Source organism: Neisseria lactamica, assembly GCF_901482445.1.
Lineage (GTDB): Bacteria > Pseudomonadota > Gammaproteobacteria > Burkholderiales > Neisseriaceae > Neisseria > Neisseria lactamica.
On the sequence record NZ_LR590477.1, the window covers coordinates 1792185 to 1807631 of the forward strand.

The following is a 15447-nucleotide window of genomic DNA, read 5'->3' on the forward strand; positions in this document are numbered from 1 at the left end:
ATGACCGTATCGATGTACATCCTTTTGCTGCTTGCCTTGATTTTTGCCAATGCCCCGTTTCTCACTGTCAGGCTGTTCGGCATTGTTCCGCTCAAGCGCAAACATTTCGGACACCACCTGATCGAGCTGGCGGCAGGTTTCGCGCTGACCGCCGTTCTTGCCTACATCCTCGAATCCCGTGCGGGATCGGTACACGATCAGGGTTGGGAGTTTTACGCCACAGCCGTCTGCCTGTACCTGATTTTTGCGTTTCCCTGTTTTGTGCGGCGGTATTTCTGGCACACGCGCAACAGGGAATAGGGTAACAATAATGCCGTCTGAAGCCTTGTTCGGACGGCATTTTTCCAATTAAAACGGGATACGAAATCTCATCTCAATCTATGTTGCGAACAATTATTTTGCAGCTCTGCTGACCTGTTTCATCCAGGCAAACAGTTCGTCCAAGTCATAATCGCCGCCGTGGCCGACATCCCAAGGCAGGGCGTAGTCGACGGTGTAGCCGTTGTTTTGCAGTTTGGCGGCTAAGACGGCGGAGACTGCCAGTGAGGTGTCGCGGTCGTTGGTGCCGACGCGGATACGCCAGTTTTGCGGCAGGCTTACGCCCGGTTTGCCGATATAGTTGAGCGGGTTCATGATTTTGACGGTTTCTTCGTCCGCGATTTCGGCGTTGGCGGCGGTATTGTGTTGCATGGAGAACGCGGTGAAGTGGCGTTTGTCGACTTTCTCTGTGCCGAAGAGTTGGTTTTCGCCCGCGCTCAAATCTACGCCGTCAAAGGCAGGCGGTGTTTTTTGGCGGCCGGCGGCTTTGGCGTAGGCATCGAAATCGACGGAGACGACTTTGCCGTTACGGACGGTCAGCCAAGCGCGGTCGCTCAGGTCTTTGCCTGCATCAAGCTGGGTTTGTGCGGATTGGGCGAGCAGACCGGCGATATGGTTTTTAAAGCTGCCGTTGCCTTGGGCATCCAGCGTCAGGGGTTTGCCTTCGGGGGATTTCAGGTTCAGGCTGTTGAGATAGGCGGGGTACAGCGGTTTGAGGAGGTCGGACAGTTTTTTCTCGTCATCGGACAGCGTGCCGGCGACCAGCTCGCGTTTGACGCGGTAGTCGAGCATGGAAATGTTCATTTTTTTGTAGTCGTTAACGCCGTTGAACTGCCATTCATAAGCCATGTCGGCATGGTCCAAATCGGTAATCGGGCAGTAGGCGGATACGGCGAAAACCTTGTCGCTGCCGTCTGCCGCGCCTAAGGCTTTGAGGTGGTTTTCGTAATCTTTTTGGTCGGCTGTTGCGCCTAAGAGGGCGGACATCGCGCCGCCCGCGCTTGTGCCGTTGGAAATGATTTTTTCGGCATCGCCGGGCATGGCTTTGTCGTTGGCTTTCAGGTAACGGACGGCGGCTTTCAAATCGACAATGGCGGCGGGTGCTTTACCGGTGGGTTCTGTCCGGCCGCGTGCGCCGGGGGATGCGACGACGTAGCCTTCGGAGAGGGCAACCAGGGCGGCGTTGGGCGATTTTTGGCCGTTTTCAGGCTCGCCGCGTTTGCCTTCTAAAGCGGGTTTGCCCGGTTCGGCGGGCATATAGCCGCCGATTTGGTTGGGCAGGAAAATCGGTGCGGTTTCGGCGTTGAAACCGTCTATCTCGCCGCCGTTGTAATAGGCTTCGGGTACATAAATATTGATGATTTCGTAACGGGTATCAACAGGATTGCGGACGTACACCACGTTTTCGTAAGCGCGGAATTTGATGGTTTGACCGTTCACTTCGATGCTTTGTTCGGTGTATTTTTGTTTGGAAAAGTCTAGGTCGTAGATGTCTGCGGTTTTGACGGAAGCGCAGGCGCTCAATCCTAGAGCGACAGAAACGGATAAGATGGTTTTGTTTAGGGCATTCATCATCATACTTTCTGAAGAGGTACACGGATATGATAAGCAATACTAGAGACCTTTGTAAAACTCCAAAAATCCCCTAAATGTCTTGATGGGAATTTAGGGGATTTGGGGGAATTTTGCAAAGGTCCCGGCATATCCGAGTCTGCTCAGTATGTGCGCGCAATCGTAAATTCGGCAAGCTGCCTGAGCCGTAATGCCTTATTGCCGAAGGGTTCGAGCAGCGCGACCGCTTCGGCAACCAGTTTGTGCGCGTATGGGCGCGCCGCTTCCAAGCCCATCAGTTTCACATAAGTCGGCTTGTCGTTGTCTGCGTCTTTGCCCGCCGTCTTGCCCAAAGTCGCCGTGTCCGCTTCACAATCCAACACATCGTCGATGACTTGGAACGCCAGCCCCAGTTTTGCCGCATAATCATCCAATATCGCCAGACTGTCTTCAGACAGATTCGGGCAAGACATCGACCCCAATACAACCGCCGCACGGATTAGCGCACCTGTTTTCAGGCTGTGCATCTGTTCCAAATCGGCTTGCGGCATCTGCCTGCCGACGTTTGCCAAATCGATTGCCTGACCGCCCGCCATACCCCTGCTTCCACCCGCTTTTGCCAACACCGACAGCATCGCCAACTGGCGTGCGGCGGGCAGTTCTGTCGGACGGCTCAATACGTCAAACGCCTGCGTCTGCAAAGCATCGCCGGTCAGTAGCGCGGTGGCTTCGCCATATTTCACATGGCAGGTCGGTTTGCCCCGGCGCAGGCTGTCGTTGTCCATCGCCGGCATATCGTCGTGAACCAGCGAATAGGCGTGAATCATCTCGATTGCCGCCATTGCCTGTCCGACCGCATCCGCCACGGACTCGCCCAATTCCGAAGCCGCCAGAACCAGCATAGGGCGCAGACGCTTGCCGCCGTCTAAAACCGCATAACGCATCGCTTCGTGCAGCGTGTGCGGGATTTCGTTTTCAGACGGCAAAAAGCGTTCCAGCAGCAGCTCTGTCTGTGCCTGCGCCCTCTGTTGCCACGCTTTCAAATCATTCGTCGGATTCAAGGTTCAACTCCTTCGGCCCGTCCGCATCCAAAACCTGTAATTTCTGTTCGACTTGTGCCAGCTTGGTTTGGCAGTATCTGACCAGTTCGTTGCCTTCCTGATAGGCGGCAAGCGCGTCTTCCAAGGGCATTTCGCCCTGCATAGACTGCGTCAGCGATTCAAGGCGTGACAAGGCTTCTTCAAACGATTTCGGTGCGTTTTTCTTCATCGTGTTTCCTTTTCGGTTGAAACCCCGCCACTTGGACATCTGTCCTTCGGGGCGGTAGAATCAGACTTTATTTGGGAGGGGTGTAAGCCCTTCCAAATCAGGACGGCACATAGGGCGGTGCTTTATGTGTCGTCCTGTGTGTTGAAACATAGTTTCGGGTGTTCCGGTAAAAAGCGGATTGTAGCATTTTTGTAAAACGGATGCCGTCTGAAACCCGAATCCGGTTTCAGACGGCATTGTTTTGTCCTGCAAACGGCAAGGCGTTACCCGAGCAGTTCGTCGGTGATGCCCTGCAAAAAGGCGAGGCGTTCTGGGCTTGCCGCCCCGGTTTCGGCGGCGGCTTTGAAGGCGCAGCCGGGTTCGGCGCGGTGGGTGCAGTTGTGGAAGCGGCATTGCCCGACAAGGTGGCGGAAATCGGGGAAATAGCGCGGCAAATCGGCGGCTTGGAGGTGGTGTAAACCAAATTCCTGCAAACCCGGGGAGTCGATGAGTTGGGTTTCGCCGTTCAAATCGTAAAGCCGGGCGTGGGTGGTGGTGTGCCTGCCGGAATCGAGCGAGGCGGAAATGTCGCCGGTACGGGCGGTTTGGCTGCCCAAAAGGGCGTTGGTCAGGGTGGATTTGCCCATACCGCTTTGTCCGAGCAGGATGTTGGTCTGCCCTTCCAAAATGGGACGCAGGCTGTCGGCGTTTTCCAGCGCGCGGGTTTCGATGACGGGATAACCCAGCGTTTCGTAGAATTTGAGTTTTTCGCGCCAAAGGGCGGTTTCGGGCAGGTCGGCTTTGTTCAGGACGATGACGGCGCGGATGCCGGCGGCTTCGGCGGCAAGCAGGGCGCGCTGTAGCAGCCGCACGCTCGGACTCGGGACGGCGGCGGTTACGATGAGGAGTTGGGTAACGTTGGCGGCAATGAGTTTGGTTTTCCACGCGTCTTGGCGGTAGAGCAGGCTTTGGCGCGGTAAAAAATCTTCAATCACGACTTGTTCGGCGTTGACGGGGCTGATGCGGACGCGGTCGCCGCAGGCGAAATCGACGCGTTTTTTGCGGGTGCTGGCTTCGTAGGTTGTGCCGTCGGGCGTGCGGACGATGTAGCGGCGGCCGTAGCTGGCGGTAATTTGGGCGGTGTCGTTCATGGTTTCTTTGGGGTTGGGTGTGGAAATGCCGTCTGAAAACGGGTGTTCGGACGGCATCGGTTCAGTCGTGCTGCCACTCGACGTGTTCGCTGAGGAAACCGCCGCTCTGGTGCGCCCAGAGTTTGGCGTAAAGCCCGCGTTTTTCGAGGAGTTCGGCGTGTGTGCCTTCTTCGATGATGCGGCCTTTGTCGAGGACGACGAGCCTGTCCATCGCGGCGATGGTGGAGAGGCGGTGGGCGATGGCGATGACGGTTTTGCCGTCCATCATTTTGTCAAGGCTTTCTTGGATGGCGGCTTCGACTTCGGAATCGAGCGCGCTGGTGGCTTCGTCAAGCAGCAGGATGGGTGCGTCTTTGAGCATCACGCGGGCGATGGCGATGCGCTGGCGTTGCCCGCCGGAGAGTTTCACGCCGCGTTCGCCGACGTGCGCGTCATAGCCGCGCCGCCCTTTGGCATCGGAAAGTTCGGGGATGAAGCCGGCGGCTTCGGCGCGTTCGGCGGCGGAAATCATTTCGGCATCGGTCGCGTCGGGGCGGCCGTAGATGATGTTGTCGCGCACGGAACGGTGCAGCAGAGAAGTATCTTGCGTAACCAGGCCGATTTGGGCGCGTAAAGATTCTTGGGTCACGCCGCTTATGTCCTGCCCGTCGATCGAAACCGTGCCGCTTTGCGGTTCGTAGAAGCGCAAAAGCAGGTTGACGATGGTGGATTTGCCCGCGCCGCTGCGTCCGATCAAGCCGACTTTTTCGCCGGGTTTGATATTCAGGTTAAAGCCGTTGAGCAGCGGTTTGCCGGCTTCGTAGGAGAAATCGACGTGTTCGAATTTGATTGCGCCTTGCGGCACTTTTAGCGGCAATGCCCGAGGCTTGTCGAGGATGGTGTGCGGTTTGGACAGGGTTGCCATACCGTCGTTGACGGTACCGATGTTTTCAAACAATCGGGCGGATTCCCACATAATGTATTGCGACAAACCGTTGACGCGCAACGCCATCGCGGTGGCGGTGGCGACCGCGCCCACGCCGACCTGTCCGTTGTGCCAGAGCCAGATGCCCAGTGCGGCGGTGGAGAGGGTCAGCGAAGTGTTGACGATGAAGCTGCACGAATGCAGCAGCGTCGCCAGCCGCATTTGGGCGCGCACCGTAACCATAAATTCTTCCATTGACTGCTTGGCATAGGCGGCTTCGCGCGCGCCGTGGGAGAAGAGTTTGACGGTGGCGATATTGGAATAGGCATCGGTAATGCGGCCGGTCATCAGCGAGCGGGCATCCGCCTGCCGCGCGGCGGTTTTGCCGAGCTTGGGAATCAGCAGGCGCATTACCGAAGCAAAACCGACAATCCAGCCGATAAAGGGCAGCAGCAGCCATGAGTCGAGCGAGGCGAGAATCACGCCGGAGGTGATGAAATACACCGACACATAAACGACCATATCGGCAACCGTCATCACCGCGTCGCGCAACGCCAGCGCGGTCTGCATGACTTTGGCGGACACGCGGCCGGCAAATTCGTCCTGATAAAAACCGAGGCTCTGGTTCAGCATCAGGCGGTGGAAATTCCAGCGCAGGCGCATAGGGAACACGCCCTGAAGGGTTTGCAGGCGCACGTTGGACGCGGCAAACGCCCACACGACCGAAAACACCATCATCGCCGCCATGGCCGCCAGTTCCCAACCTTTTTCGGCAAACAGTTCGGCGGGCGCGTATTTGCCGAGCCATTCCACGATTTTGCCCATAAATTGAAAAACCAGGGCTTCCATAATGCCGATGCCGGCGGTCAGCACCGCCAGGGCGGCGATCCATTTCCGCACCCCGGCCATACTGCTCCAGACAAACCGCCGCAAGCCTTTTTCGGGCGTTTTCGGGGCAGCTTCCGGATAAGGGTCGATTCGGGATTCGAACCAGGAAAAGATTTTGTTCAACATTGTTTTCGATTTCGGTAAAACAGTTTCAGACGGCATCAAACACAATGCCGTCTGAAAGGAAGGACAATAACGCCATTTTACGGGAAAAGCCGTCGGGAAGACAGCACGGGGCGGAAACGCAGGGTTTCGGCAGGGAAAACGCCGCGCCGCCTTCAGACGGCATTATTTCAGCAGGTTTTTCAGGGCAAGGCGCACGCCTTCGCCCACGTCCGCCCCCTTCGGAACGCCTTTGACCGCCGCTTTTGCTTCGCGTTCGCTGTAACCCAGCGCAAGCAGCGTGCTGACGATGTCTTCCGTTTCGTCGGCGGCGGGTGCGGCGGCAAACAGCCCGTCCGTTACCGTATGCGCGACCAGCTTGCCGCGCAGTTCCAAAACCATACGTTCGGCGGTTTTTTTGCCGATTCCTGGAGCGGAAGACAGGCGTTTCACGTCTTCTTCCGCCACCGCCCGCGCCAGCTCGTCTGCCGTCATCGCCGACAAAATGCCCAAAGCCGTTTTCGCGCCGATGCCGCCGACCTTGATCAGTTGGCGGAAGGTCTTGCGTTCTTCCGCAGTGGCAAAACCAAATAAAAGATGTGCGTCTTCCCGAATGATAAGTTGGGTAAACAGTTGTACGCTTTCGCCCACGGGCGGCAGGTTGCAGAAGGTCTGCATCGATACGTCGGCTTCGTAGCCGACACCGTTGACATCGATGACGATTTGCGGAGGGTTTTTTTCAACCAGTTTGCCGGTCAGCCTGCTGATCATAATGTGCCGAATCCTGAAGTGTCGGGTGCAAAATGCCGTCTGAAACCGGTTCGGGCTTCAGACGGCACGGATTGTATCAAATTCAGTCGTCGCGGCGGGAGGAAATCACGCGGCCGGTGCGGGCATCGACAACGACTTTGTATTCCTGTCCGTTTTTGACGATTTCGATATCGTAATGCGGACGGCCGTTGTCGTGTTCGAGATCGATGTCGGTGATTTTGCCGCCGATACGCGCCAACGCCGCTTTTTCGGCTTGGGCGCGGCTGATGATTTTGTCTTGTTTGTCGTGTTGGTGTGCGGCGTGTCCGTGGTCGTCATCGCCGTGTCCGTCGTGGTGGGCGAGTGCGGGGGCGGAAATGCCCATCAGTGCGGTTGCGGCGGCGGTCAAGAGAAGGTGTTTGATGTTCATATTTTGCCTTTGTAAATCGGGGGTTGGAAAATGCGGATATTAATAAGGCATCAAATGACCGTCAGCCGGCGGTCAGTACCGCCCGAACCATACCGCGCGCCTGAGCTTCGGCTTCGGCGGCGCGTTCCTGCGAGGCAAACGGGCCCATTTTGACGACGTATTCGTAACGGCGTTTTTCAATGGCGAGGTTCGGGCTTGATGTCGAAGCGGCGAAGTTTTGGGCGGCCTGGTTCAGATAGGTTTGTGCTTCGTGTTCCGTACCGAAGGATTTTAAGTCGATAAAGATGTCTTTGCCGGCGGACGGTGCGGATTGGCCCGGGACGATTTGTTCGATTTTGACGTGCGCCGTCCCTTGGCTGACAAAGCCCAATTTTTGCGCGGCGGCTTTGGATACGTCGATGATGCGGTTGCTATGGAAGGGGCCGCGGTCGTTGACGCGGACGATGACGCTTTTGCCGTTTTTGGTATTGGTTACGCGCACATAGCTGGGGATGGGCAGGGTTTTGTGGGCGGCGGTAAAGGCGTTCATATCGTATCGTTCTCCGCCGGAAGTTTTGCGCCCGTGAAACCTGCCGCCGTACCACGAGGCGTTGCCGGTTTGCGTGAATTCGGCAACTTGGTTTATCGGCGTGTAGCGTTTTCCGGCGACTTTGTAGCTGCGGTTGGCGGAGGCGTGCAGTTTTTCTGCCTTGACCACTGCGTCGGCGGATGCCGTCTGAAGGGAATGTGTGCCGAATGCGGCGGTGAGGAGGAAAAGGGTTTTTCGGGTTAAAGTCAAAACGTGTTCCGTTCTTGAGTTAAAGATGAATGGGCATCGTGTCCGGACGGGTTTTCAGACGGCATGAACTTGCGTTCAAACGCCGCCCGCGTAACCGTGTTGCCGCCACGCTTCAAAGAGAATCACGGCGACGGTGTTGGACAGGTTCATACTCCGGCTGCCGGGCTGCATAGGCAGGCGGATTTTTTGCGCGGCGGGCAGGCTGTCGAGGATGTCGGCGGGCAGCCCGCGCGTTTCCGGCCCGAACAGTAAAACGTCGCCTTTTTGAAACGCCGTTTCATCGGGACGCGCCGTGCCTTTGGTGGTCAGGGCGAAAATGCGCCTGCCTGCCAGCGCCTTGAGGCAGTCGTCGAAGTTTTCGTGCACCGTCAGGCTGGCGAACTCGTGGTAGTCGAGTCCGGCGCGTTTCATTTTGGCGGAATCCAATGGGAAACCGAGCGGTTTGACAAGGTGCAAATCCGCACCGGTATTGGCGCACAGGCGGATGATGTTGCCTGTATTCGGGGGGATTTCCGGTTGGTATAAAACAATGGTAAACATAAATATCAATCACTTATAGGCGCGTAACCTTGCCACAAGGCGGCATAGGTGTCAAAAAATTTAGTTATTTTTTCATTGGCGTGCGTGCCAGCGTCCAGCAGCAGACGCGGCGCGCGCCCGATTTTTTCAGCATCTTCGCCAGTTCGTTCAGTGTCGCGCCGGTGGTAAAGACATCGTCGATTAACAAAATATTACAGCCTTTCGGCAGCGGTTCGCGGATTTCAAAGGCGTTTTTGATGTTTCGCCGCCGTTCGCTGCCTTTGAGCGTGCTTTGCGGCGGCCGGTGGCGGCGGAAAACGGTGTGTCGGGGCAGCGTGCGCCAACCGTAATGCTGCGCCAGCAGCCCAACGATGCTTTCGCTTTGGTTGAAGCCGCGTTGCAGCAGCCGTTCTTTGCCCAGCGGTACGGGCAGGACGAAATCGAAACATTCGTCTGCAAGCCTGTCGGGCGGATTCTGCATCATCAGGTCTGCCAACGGGCGCGCCATACTCAAATCTGCCAAGTGTTTCAGCGCGCGTATCATATTGCTGACGGGCAGTTCGTAATACAGCGAAGCCCACATCCGGTCGAATGCGGGCGGTTTTTTCTGGCACGCGCCGCATACCGATCCGCCTTGGATGTGTCTGAAACACAGGGGGCAGCTGTTTGCCGCGTCGGTGCGGTATGCCGCCAAATCGTCGCGGCAGCCGCCGCAGATGCCGTCTGAAACGCCGGACGAACCGTGGCATAATACGCAACGCCTGATAGTGGGCGCGTCTGCAATGCGCCGCCAACAAGAGAGAAAATCCATGCCTGATGCCGTCAAAAAAGTTTACCTGATACACGGTTGGGGGGCGAACCGCCACGTGTTCGACGATTTGATGCCGCGCCTGCCCGCAACGTGGCCGGTGTCCGCCGTCGATTTGCCCGGACACGGCGACGCGCCCTTCGTGCAACCCTTCGATATTGAGGCAGCCGCCGATGCTGTTGCCGCCCAAATTGACGCGCCGGCCGACATTTTCGGCTGGTCGCTCGGCGGATTGGTCGCGCTGTATCTGGCGGCGCGCCATCCTGACAAAGTCCGTTCGCTCTGCCTGACGGCGAGTTTCGCCCGGCTGACGGCCGCCGAAGACTATCCCGAAGGGCTTGCCGCGCCTGCATTGGGCAAAATGGTCGGTGCGTTCCGTTCGGATTATGCCAAACATATCAAACAGTTTCTACAATTACAGCTTCTGCACGCGCCCGATGCCGCCGAAATCATCGGCAGAATCCTGCCCGATTTGGCACGGTGCGGCACGCCCTCCGCCTTACATGAAGCTTTGGACGCGGCGGAAAGGGCGGATGCGCGGCATTTGTTGGACAAGATAGATGTTCCGGTACTGCTGGTGTTCGGCGGCAAAGACGCGATTACGCCGCCGCGTATGGGCGAGTATCTGCACCGCCGTTTGAAGGGCAGCAGGCTGGTTGTGATGGAAAAGGCGGCACACGCGCCGTTTTTAAGCCACGCGGAAGCGTTTGCCGCGCTGTACCGCGACTTTGTGGAAGGGGTTTGAGATGAACCATCAGGACGCACGCTGGCAGGTTCACCGCCATCTTGCCGAACATACCGACCAACGGCTGACACTCGTCCGCAACGCGCCCAAACATATCCTGCTTGCCGGTGCGGATGCGGACATCAGCCGCAGCCTGCTGGCGAAACGATATCCGCAGGCGGTATTTGAAGAATACGATTCCCGTGCGGATTTTTTGGCGGCTGCCGCAGCCGTGCGCAAGGGCGGTTTTTGGCAAAGGTTTACGGGTAAGGGCGTGGTGCAACACTGCCAATCCCCGACCGCGCCGCTGCCCGAAGCGTGTGCCGATATGTTGTGGTCGAATCTCGGACTGTTGGCGGCGGAACAAATCCTTCCTGTGCTGCACAACTGGGCGCGCGCGCTGGAGACGGACGGGCTGCTGTTTTTCACCTGCTTCGGGCGAGATACCTTGGCGGAACTGAAATGCCGTCTGAAAGAAAATGGCATTGAAAGCCGCAGCGCGCTTTTCCCCGATATGCACGACTTGGGCGATATGCTTGCTGAAAACGGGTTTTACGACCCCGTTACCGATACGGCGAAGCTGGTGTTGGATTACAAAAAGGCGGAAACGTTTTGGGCGGATATGGACACGCTGGGCGTTTGGCGGGCGATGTCGTGGAACGATGAAAACGCCGCGCGTTCGTGTGTCGGGACAATATTTGAACGGGAAGGCGGTTTGAGTATTACGCTGGAAACAGTGTACGGACACGCCGTGAAAAAACTGATGCTGCCGCAAGGGGAGAACGTGGTGCAGTTCTTTCCGAAGAATGGCTTAACTAATCCATCAGTAAAAAAAGGGATAAGGGTAAATAAATGAATGAGTTAAATGGAAGGATTTTATCAGTAAAGGGGCTTTTCTTCATATATGACGAAACGGATCTTGATATTGATGTCCAACGTCCCGATGAAATACAGTTTGATTTGGAAGGGATCTCTGTTTTATTTAAGTGTAATGGCAGCGAACCGAATCTGTCTTATGAAATCAACAAGGAAGCTGAAAACGTATCTTTAGGTAGTTATGGAGAGCTTAAAATATTCGATTTAACCGATTTTGATTTTTTTGGTTTCCTTAAAGATGAAGACCTATTGGAAATGAGAAAACTATATCTTGATGATGATGAAATCGGGTTTCGGCTAATTTTTTCCCAATCAGTGTTGAATATGATTAATTGGGGAGATGAATTTTTTTTGTTTAAAAACTTACCCGAATTTTTAATAAATGAAAATCTCCATGAATAAAAATTTAGGGGCTGTACTAGATAAGATGATGTGCAGATGCCGTCTGAAGCCGTCTGAAGCCGTTTCCAGGTTTCAGACGGTATCTGTCTGTGAAAACCTACAGAAATAAAGGAAATGCCGATGTATGCCGATGCCGGAGACGTATATTGCGTCTATAACATCAGACTGAAGCAGTACACTGCCTGCCAGGTTACCCGGGTTGAAGAACACGGTGGCAAAAAAACATATGCAACCCTGCTGGCTTTGGACTGGCAGGGCAACAAACCGCTTGGGGCGGAGGAGCTGGCGGATTTGAAACCGCTTTACAAAGACTTTATGTATTGGGAACGCGGTCTGCACATGTATAAGGCAAGTGCCGTCGTGCCAACGGGATATGTACGGGTTGGGAATACCGCGCCGCTGGTCGGCGAAGACACGCAGCGGTATGCCTCTTTTTGGGGCGACGGCTACGACGTGTACCGTCAGTTGAGATGGCAGCAGATACCCGAAAAACAGAGAAAGGCATTCAAAAAAGCCGCCAAAAGCAAAAAGACCGTGATGTTTGCCGGACGGGAATACGGTATATCCAAACAGAATTTGAGCGATGTTTGGGACGATTTTGAAGACGCGATGGAACTGAAGGCGTTTCCCTGCCTGTCTTCGCTGTTTCTGACCAAATGGCATAAAAATCTATATGAATATCTGGAGGAATATCCGTTTATCACCCGATTGTGTCTGGAAAACCACGGTCAGACCGTGCTGGATTTCAGCAATACGCGCATAACCGACCTTTCTGTCGATATGACCGGCGTGGAATCGCTTTATTTGAACGAAGGCTTGGACAGCCTGAACCTGAAAGGCGAAATCAAGGAAAACTGCAAGGTCTATACCGCCGAAAAGGGCGCGGGTCTGATTTTGGAAGTGGGCAAAAGCGTTCCCAAAGTGCAGGGTTTGGAAAACCTGACCGCCGTCAACGTTATGGGCATTGCCGATTTCGATATGCAAAACCTGTCGGAAACTTATCCCAAGCTCAAAACCATACGGCTGTGGGGCAAACCGGGCAATATCGCCAATTTTTCCGCCGTATCGGGATTTGAGGATTTGGAAGTGTTCACTACCGTAGATTTGTTCGGTTTCGGCGCGGACGACATCCCGCATCCCGACCGGCTGCCGAAGCTGCACAGGCTGTGGATGAGCAGCCTGCCCGAAGAGGCGGCGAAGGCAGTGAAGAAACTTTATAAGAAACGGAAGGAAGACGGGCTGGACCTGTGGATAGAAAAAGCCCGAAAACCCGAATGGCTGGCGCAAAATTTCGACAACCCCTTCCGCGATTGGGACGGCGCGGAGCATATCCCGAAAAGCCAAGCCAAAAAAGCGGCGGAGCTGTACCGGAAAACCCGTGCCGGCGTGGTCAAACTGCTCGGCAATCCGCCTGAAAACATAGGAGGGGGGCTGGCAGAGGCGGTCAAAGCCTATACCGGAGGTTTCAACAAAATGGACAAAAAACACTTTATCGACACGGTAGAACGGGAAGATATTGCCGAGGCGTTGGAAACGATATTGGACCTGATACCGGAGGGGTCTTGTGCTGACAAGGAAAAACTGTTTGAAATATTTGATAAAAACAGGAATTTTTAAATAGGGGCAATGCCGTCTGAAACTTGGTAACGGGCTTCAGACGGCATCCCGTTCCAACACCGCCAACACCGCCGCACCGTAACGTGCGGCTTTTTCTTCGCCTACGCCGTATACGGCGGCAAGCTCCGCCAAGCCTTCCGGCTGTTTGGCGGCAATGGCGCGCAGGGCGGCTTTGCTGAGAATGCGGTAGGGTTCGGACTGTTCGTGTTTTGCCGTTTCGCCGCACCATTGGATCAGGGCGCGCATCAGGCGGCGTTTGCGTTTGGCGGTTTCATCGATGCCGTCTGAAAACGGACGGCAGACGGCGAGGATGTCCCGTCCGTATTTGGCGGCGCGTACGCTGCCCAAGCCGTGCACGCCTTCGAGGTCGGTTTCGGTTTCGGGCGTGGCGGCAAGCATATCGGCAAGGCTTTCGTCGGAGAGGACGGCATGCAGGGCGCAGTTTTCCGCCCTTGCCCGTTTATACCGCCAGGCTTCGAGTTTTTGGCGCAGTTGCTGTTCGCGTTCGGTTTGAGGACGGATGACCGCGTCGCGGCTGAAGCCGGCGGCGTTGCGGCAGACTTCGAGGATGCCGTGTCCGAAACGGTCGGTTTTGGCTTCGCCCAAGCCGTAGATGTCGCGCAGACCGTTGAGGTCTTGCGGCATTTTTTCGACAAGGTCGCGCAGGGTTTTGTCGCCGAAAATCATATAGGCGGGGATGCCTTCGGCTTCAGCCTGTTTCATACGCCAGACGCGCAATGCCTGCCACAGGCGTTCTTCGCGTTCGGTACGCAGCCAGTTGTCTTTGAGGGTGCGGACGGTGGGCTTGTCGCGCTTGAGCGGACGCAGCATCACTTCGGTTTCGCCTTTGAGGACTTTTTTGGCGGCTTCGGTCAGTTGCAATGCCTGATATCGGGTAATGTTGACGGTGAGGTAGCCGAGGCTGATGCACTGGCGGATGACGCTGCGCCATTCTTTGTCGGACAACTCCGTACCGATGCCGAATGTGGACAGTTGTTCGTGCCGGTTGCCGCGTATCCAATCGTCGCTTTTGCCGCGCAAAAGGTTGGTGATGTAACCGGCGGCAAAACGTTGTCCGGCGCGGTACACGCAGCTTAGGAGTTTTTGCACCAACACCGTGCCGTCAAACCGTACGGGCGGATGCAGGCAGTTGTCGCAATGGCCGCAGGGTTCGGATGCTTCGCCGAAATGTTTGAGCAGCAGCACGCGGCGGCAGGCGGCGGTTTCGCAGACGGCAAGCATGGCATCGAGTTTTTGCATTTCGATTTGCTTTTGCACTTCGCCGCTGTTGCCTTCGGCGATGCGTTCGCGCAGCAACACCCAATCGTTCAGGCCGTAACACAGCCAGCTCGCGGCAGGCAGCCCGTCCCGGCCGGCGCGCCCCGATTCCTGATAGAAATGTTCGACACTCTGGGGCATATCGAGATGGGCGACAAAGCGCACGTCGGGTTTGTCTATGCCCATACCGAACGCCACGGTCGCCACCACGATAATATTGTCTTCACGCGTAAAGCGGCGTTGGTTTTCCTCGCGCACGTCCATACCCAAACCGGCGTGATACGGAATCGCGTTTAATCCGTTTTCACGCAAAAACCGCGCCACATCTTCAACCTTTTTGCGGCTTAGGCAATACACAATGCCGCTTTGCCCCGCCATTTCTTTGCGGATGAAATCCAGCAATTGTTTTTTGCCGTTGTTTTTTTCGATAACCTGATAATAGATGTTCGGACGGTCGAAGCTGGAGACAAATTCGGGCGCGTCGTCCAAGTGCAGATAATGCTTGATGTCGGCGCGCGTGGCGGCATCGGCGGTAGCGGTCAGGGCGATGCGCGGGACGTTCGGATAGCGTTCGGCAAGGATGCCGAGCTGTTGGTATTCGGGGCGGAAATCGTGTCCCCACTGGCTGACGCAATGCGCCTCGTCAATGGCGAACAGGCTGACGGTTTGTTGGTCGAGGAAACGCAAAAAGCGGTCGGTAACCAAGCGTTCCGGCGCGACATAAAGCAGCTTCAGACGGCCTTGGGCAAGCCGGTCGGCAATCTCGCGCGCCTCGTCTGCCGATGTGCCGCTGTTGACTGCCGCCGCTTCGATGCCGGCGGCGTGCAGGTTCGCCACTTGGTCGTTCATCAGCGCAATCAGCGGCGATACGACAACCGCCACGCCTTCGCGCATCAGAGCGGGAATCTGGTAACACAAAGACTTGCCCCCGCCCGTCGGCATCAGCACCGTCAAACTGCCGCCGTCTGCCAAAGTATTGATGACAGCCTCCTGCCTGCCGCGAAATTCGGGATAGCCGAATACTTCGTGCAAAATCTGTTTGGCGGTCGGTCGGTGCGTCATTGTTCCGTGCTCGGTAAGGATGTTGATCGGTCGGCGGCAAT

Annotated in this window: 17 protein-coding genes; 5 read left to right on the forward strand and 12 right to left on the reverse strand. The window is 56.1% G+C overall.

Annotation, left to right across the window (positions count from 1 at the left end; all coding sequences use genetic code 11):
• Complete coding sequence (locus FGL10_RS09710) at window positions 1-300, forward strand: DUF2818 family protein (protein WP_003708146.1); 300 nt, start codon at window positions 1-3, stop codon at window positions 298-300.
• 93 nt (window positions 301-393) lie between these two features.
• Here FGL10_RS09710 and FGL10_RS09715 read toward each other — a convergent pair whose 3' ends face one another.
• The 11 genes from FGL10_RS09715 to FGL10_RS09770 form a co-directional block, all read right to left on the reverse strand.
• On the reverse strand, window positions 394-1890 hold the full coding sequence (locus tag FGL10_RS09715) for a subtype B tannase (protein WP_171007437.1): 1497 nt from the start codon (window positions 1888-1890) through the stop codon (window positions 394-396).
• A 143-nt stretch (window positions 1891-2033) separates the two neighbouring features.
• Window positions 2034-2930 carry a polyprenyl synthetase family protein gene (locus FGL10_RS09720; protein WP_036469421.1) on the reverse strand — a complete coding sequence of 299 codons (897 nt, stop codon included), beginning with the start codon at window positions 2928-2930 and terminating at the stop codon, window positions 2034-2036.
• Window positions 2914-3177 (reverse strand): exodeoxyribonuclease VII small subunit, encoded by a 264-nt coding sequence (locus tag FGL10_RS09725; RefSeq protein WP_003708151.1) that lies wholly within the window; start codon window positions 3175-3177, stop codon window positions 2914-2916. The genes FGL10_RS09720 and FGL10_RS09725 overlap by 17 nt, the downstream gene beginning before the upstream one ends.
• A gap of 224 nt (window positions 3178-3401) precedes the next feature.
• Window positions 3402-4325 carry a ribosome small subunit-dependent GTPase A gene (gene rsgA, locus FGL10_RS09735; protein ID WP_003708155.1) on the reverse strand — a complete coding sequence of 308 codons (924 nt, stop codon included), beginning with the start codon at window positions 4323-4325 and terminating at the stop codon, window positions 3402-3404.
• Between the two features lie 4 nt (window positions 4326-4329).
• Window positions 4330-6186, reverse strand: a complete 1857-nt coding sequence (locus FGL10_RS09740; protein ID WP_003708157.1) for an ABC transporter ATP-binding protein — start codon at window positions 6184-6186, stop codon at window positions 4330-4332.
• 25 nt (window positions 6187-6211) lie between these two features.
• Window positions 6212-6349, reverse strand: a complete 138-nt coding sequence (locus FGL10_RS09745; protein ID WP_003708159.1) for a hypothetical protein — start codon at window positions 6347-6349, stop codon at window positions 6212-6214.
• Window positions 6349-6933, reverse strand: a complete 585-nt coding sequence (gene ruvA, locus FGL10_RS09750) for a Holliday junction branch migration protein RuvA (protein WP_003708160.1) — start codon at window positions 6931-6933, stop codon at window positions 6349-6351. Before ruvA ends, FGL10_RS09745 begins: the two co-directional genes overlap by 1 nt.
• Window positions 6934-7015: 82 nt before the next feature.
• Window positions 7016-7342, reverse strand: a complete 327-nt coding sequence (locus FGL10_RS09755) for a PepSY domain-containing protein (RefSeq protein ID WP_003708163.1) — start codon at window positions 7340-7342, stop codon at window positions 7016-7018.
• A gap of 61 nt (window positions 7343-7403) precedes the next feature.
• Window positions 7404-8120, reverse strand: a complete 717-nt coding sequence (locus tag FGL10_RS09760) for a septal ring lytic transglycosylase RlpA family protein (protein WP_003708165.1) — start codon at window positions 8118-8120, stop codon at window positions 7404-7406.
• A 75-nt stretch (window positions 8121-8195) separates the two neighbouring features.
• On the reverse strand, window positions 8196-8660 hold the full coding sequence (gene trmL / locus FGL10_RS09765) for a tRNA (uridine(34)/cytosine(34)/5-carboxymethylaminomethyluridine(34)-2'-O)-methyltransferase TrmL (RefSeq protein ID WP_002218664.1): 465 nt from the start codon (window positions 8658-8660) through the stop codon (window positions 8196-8198).
• A 64-nt stretch (window positions 8661-8724) separates the two neighbouring features.
• Complete coding sequence (locus FGL10_RS09770) at window positions 8725-9450, reverse strand: ComFC family protein (RefSeq protein WP_036469424.1); 726 nt, start codon at window positions 9448-9450, stop codon at window positions 8725-8727.
• On the opposite strand from FGL10_RS09770, the gene bioH reads away from it, so the two are divergent.
• The 4 genes from bioH to FGL10_RS09790 all read left to right on the forward strand — a co-directional run bounded on the left by bioH (window position 9449) and on the right by FGL10_RS09790 (window position 13066).
• On the forward strand, window positions 9449-10192 hold the full coding sequence (gene bioH, locus FGL10_RS09775; RefSeq protein ID WP_036469427.1) for a pimeloyl-ACP methyl ester esterase BioH: 744 nt from the start codon (window positions 9449-9451) through the stop codon (window positions 10190-10192). The two genes, FGL10_RS09770 and bioH, sit on opposite strands and share 2 nt — an antisense overlap.
• A 1-nt stretch (window position 10193) precedes the next feature.
• Window positions 10194-11027 (forward strand): class I SAM-dependent methyltransferase, encoded by an 834-nt coding sequence (locus tag FGL10_RS09780; RefSeq protein WP_003708172.1) that lies wholly within the window; start codon window positions 10194-10196, stop codon window positions 11025-11027.
• On the forward strand, window positions 11024-11449 hold the full coding sequence (locus tag FGL10_RS09785) for a hypothetical protein (protein ID WP_003708174.1): 426 nt from the start codon (window positions 11024-11026) through the stop codon (window positions 11447-11449). Before FGL10_RS09780 ends, FGL10_RS09785 begins: the two co-directional genes overlap by 4 nt.
• Before the next feature lie 120 nt (window positions 11450-11569).
• The gene (locus FGL10_RS09790; RefSeq protein ID WP_171007438.1) at window positions 11570-13066 is read left to right on the forward strand and encodes a gliding motility protein; all 1497 of its coding nucleotides are present in this window, start codon (window positions 11570-11572) and stop codon (window positions 13064-13066) included.
• A 36-nt stretch (window positions 13067-13102) separates the two neighbouring features.
• On the opposite strand, the gene recQ is transcribed toward FGL10_RS09790, so the two are convergent.
• Window positions 13103-15406: a DNA helicase RecQ gene (gene recQ / locus FGL10_RS09795; protein WP_003708177.1), complete on the reverse strand. Its 2304-nt coding sequence runs from the start codon at window positions 15404-15406 to the stop codon at window positions 13103-13105.
• Window positions 15407-15447 lie beyond the last annotated feature (41 nt).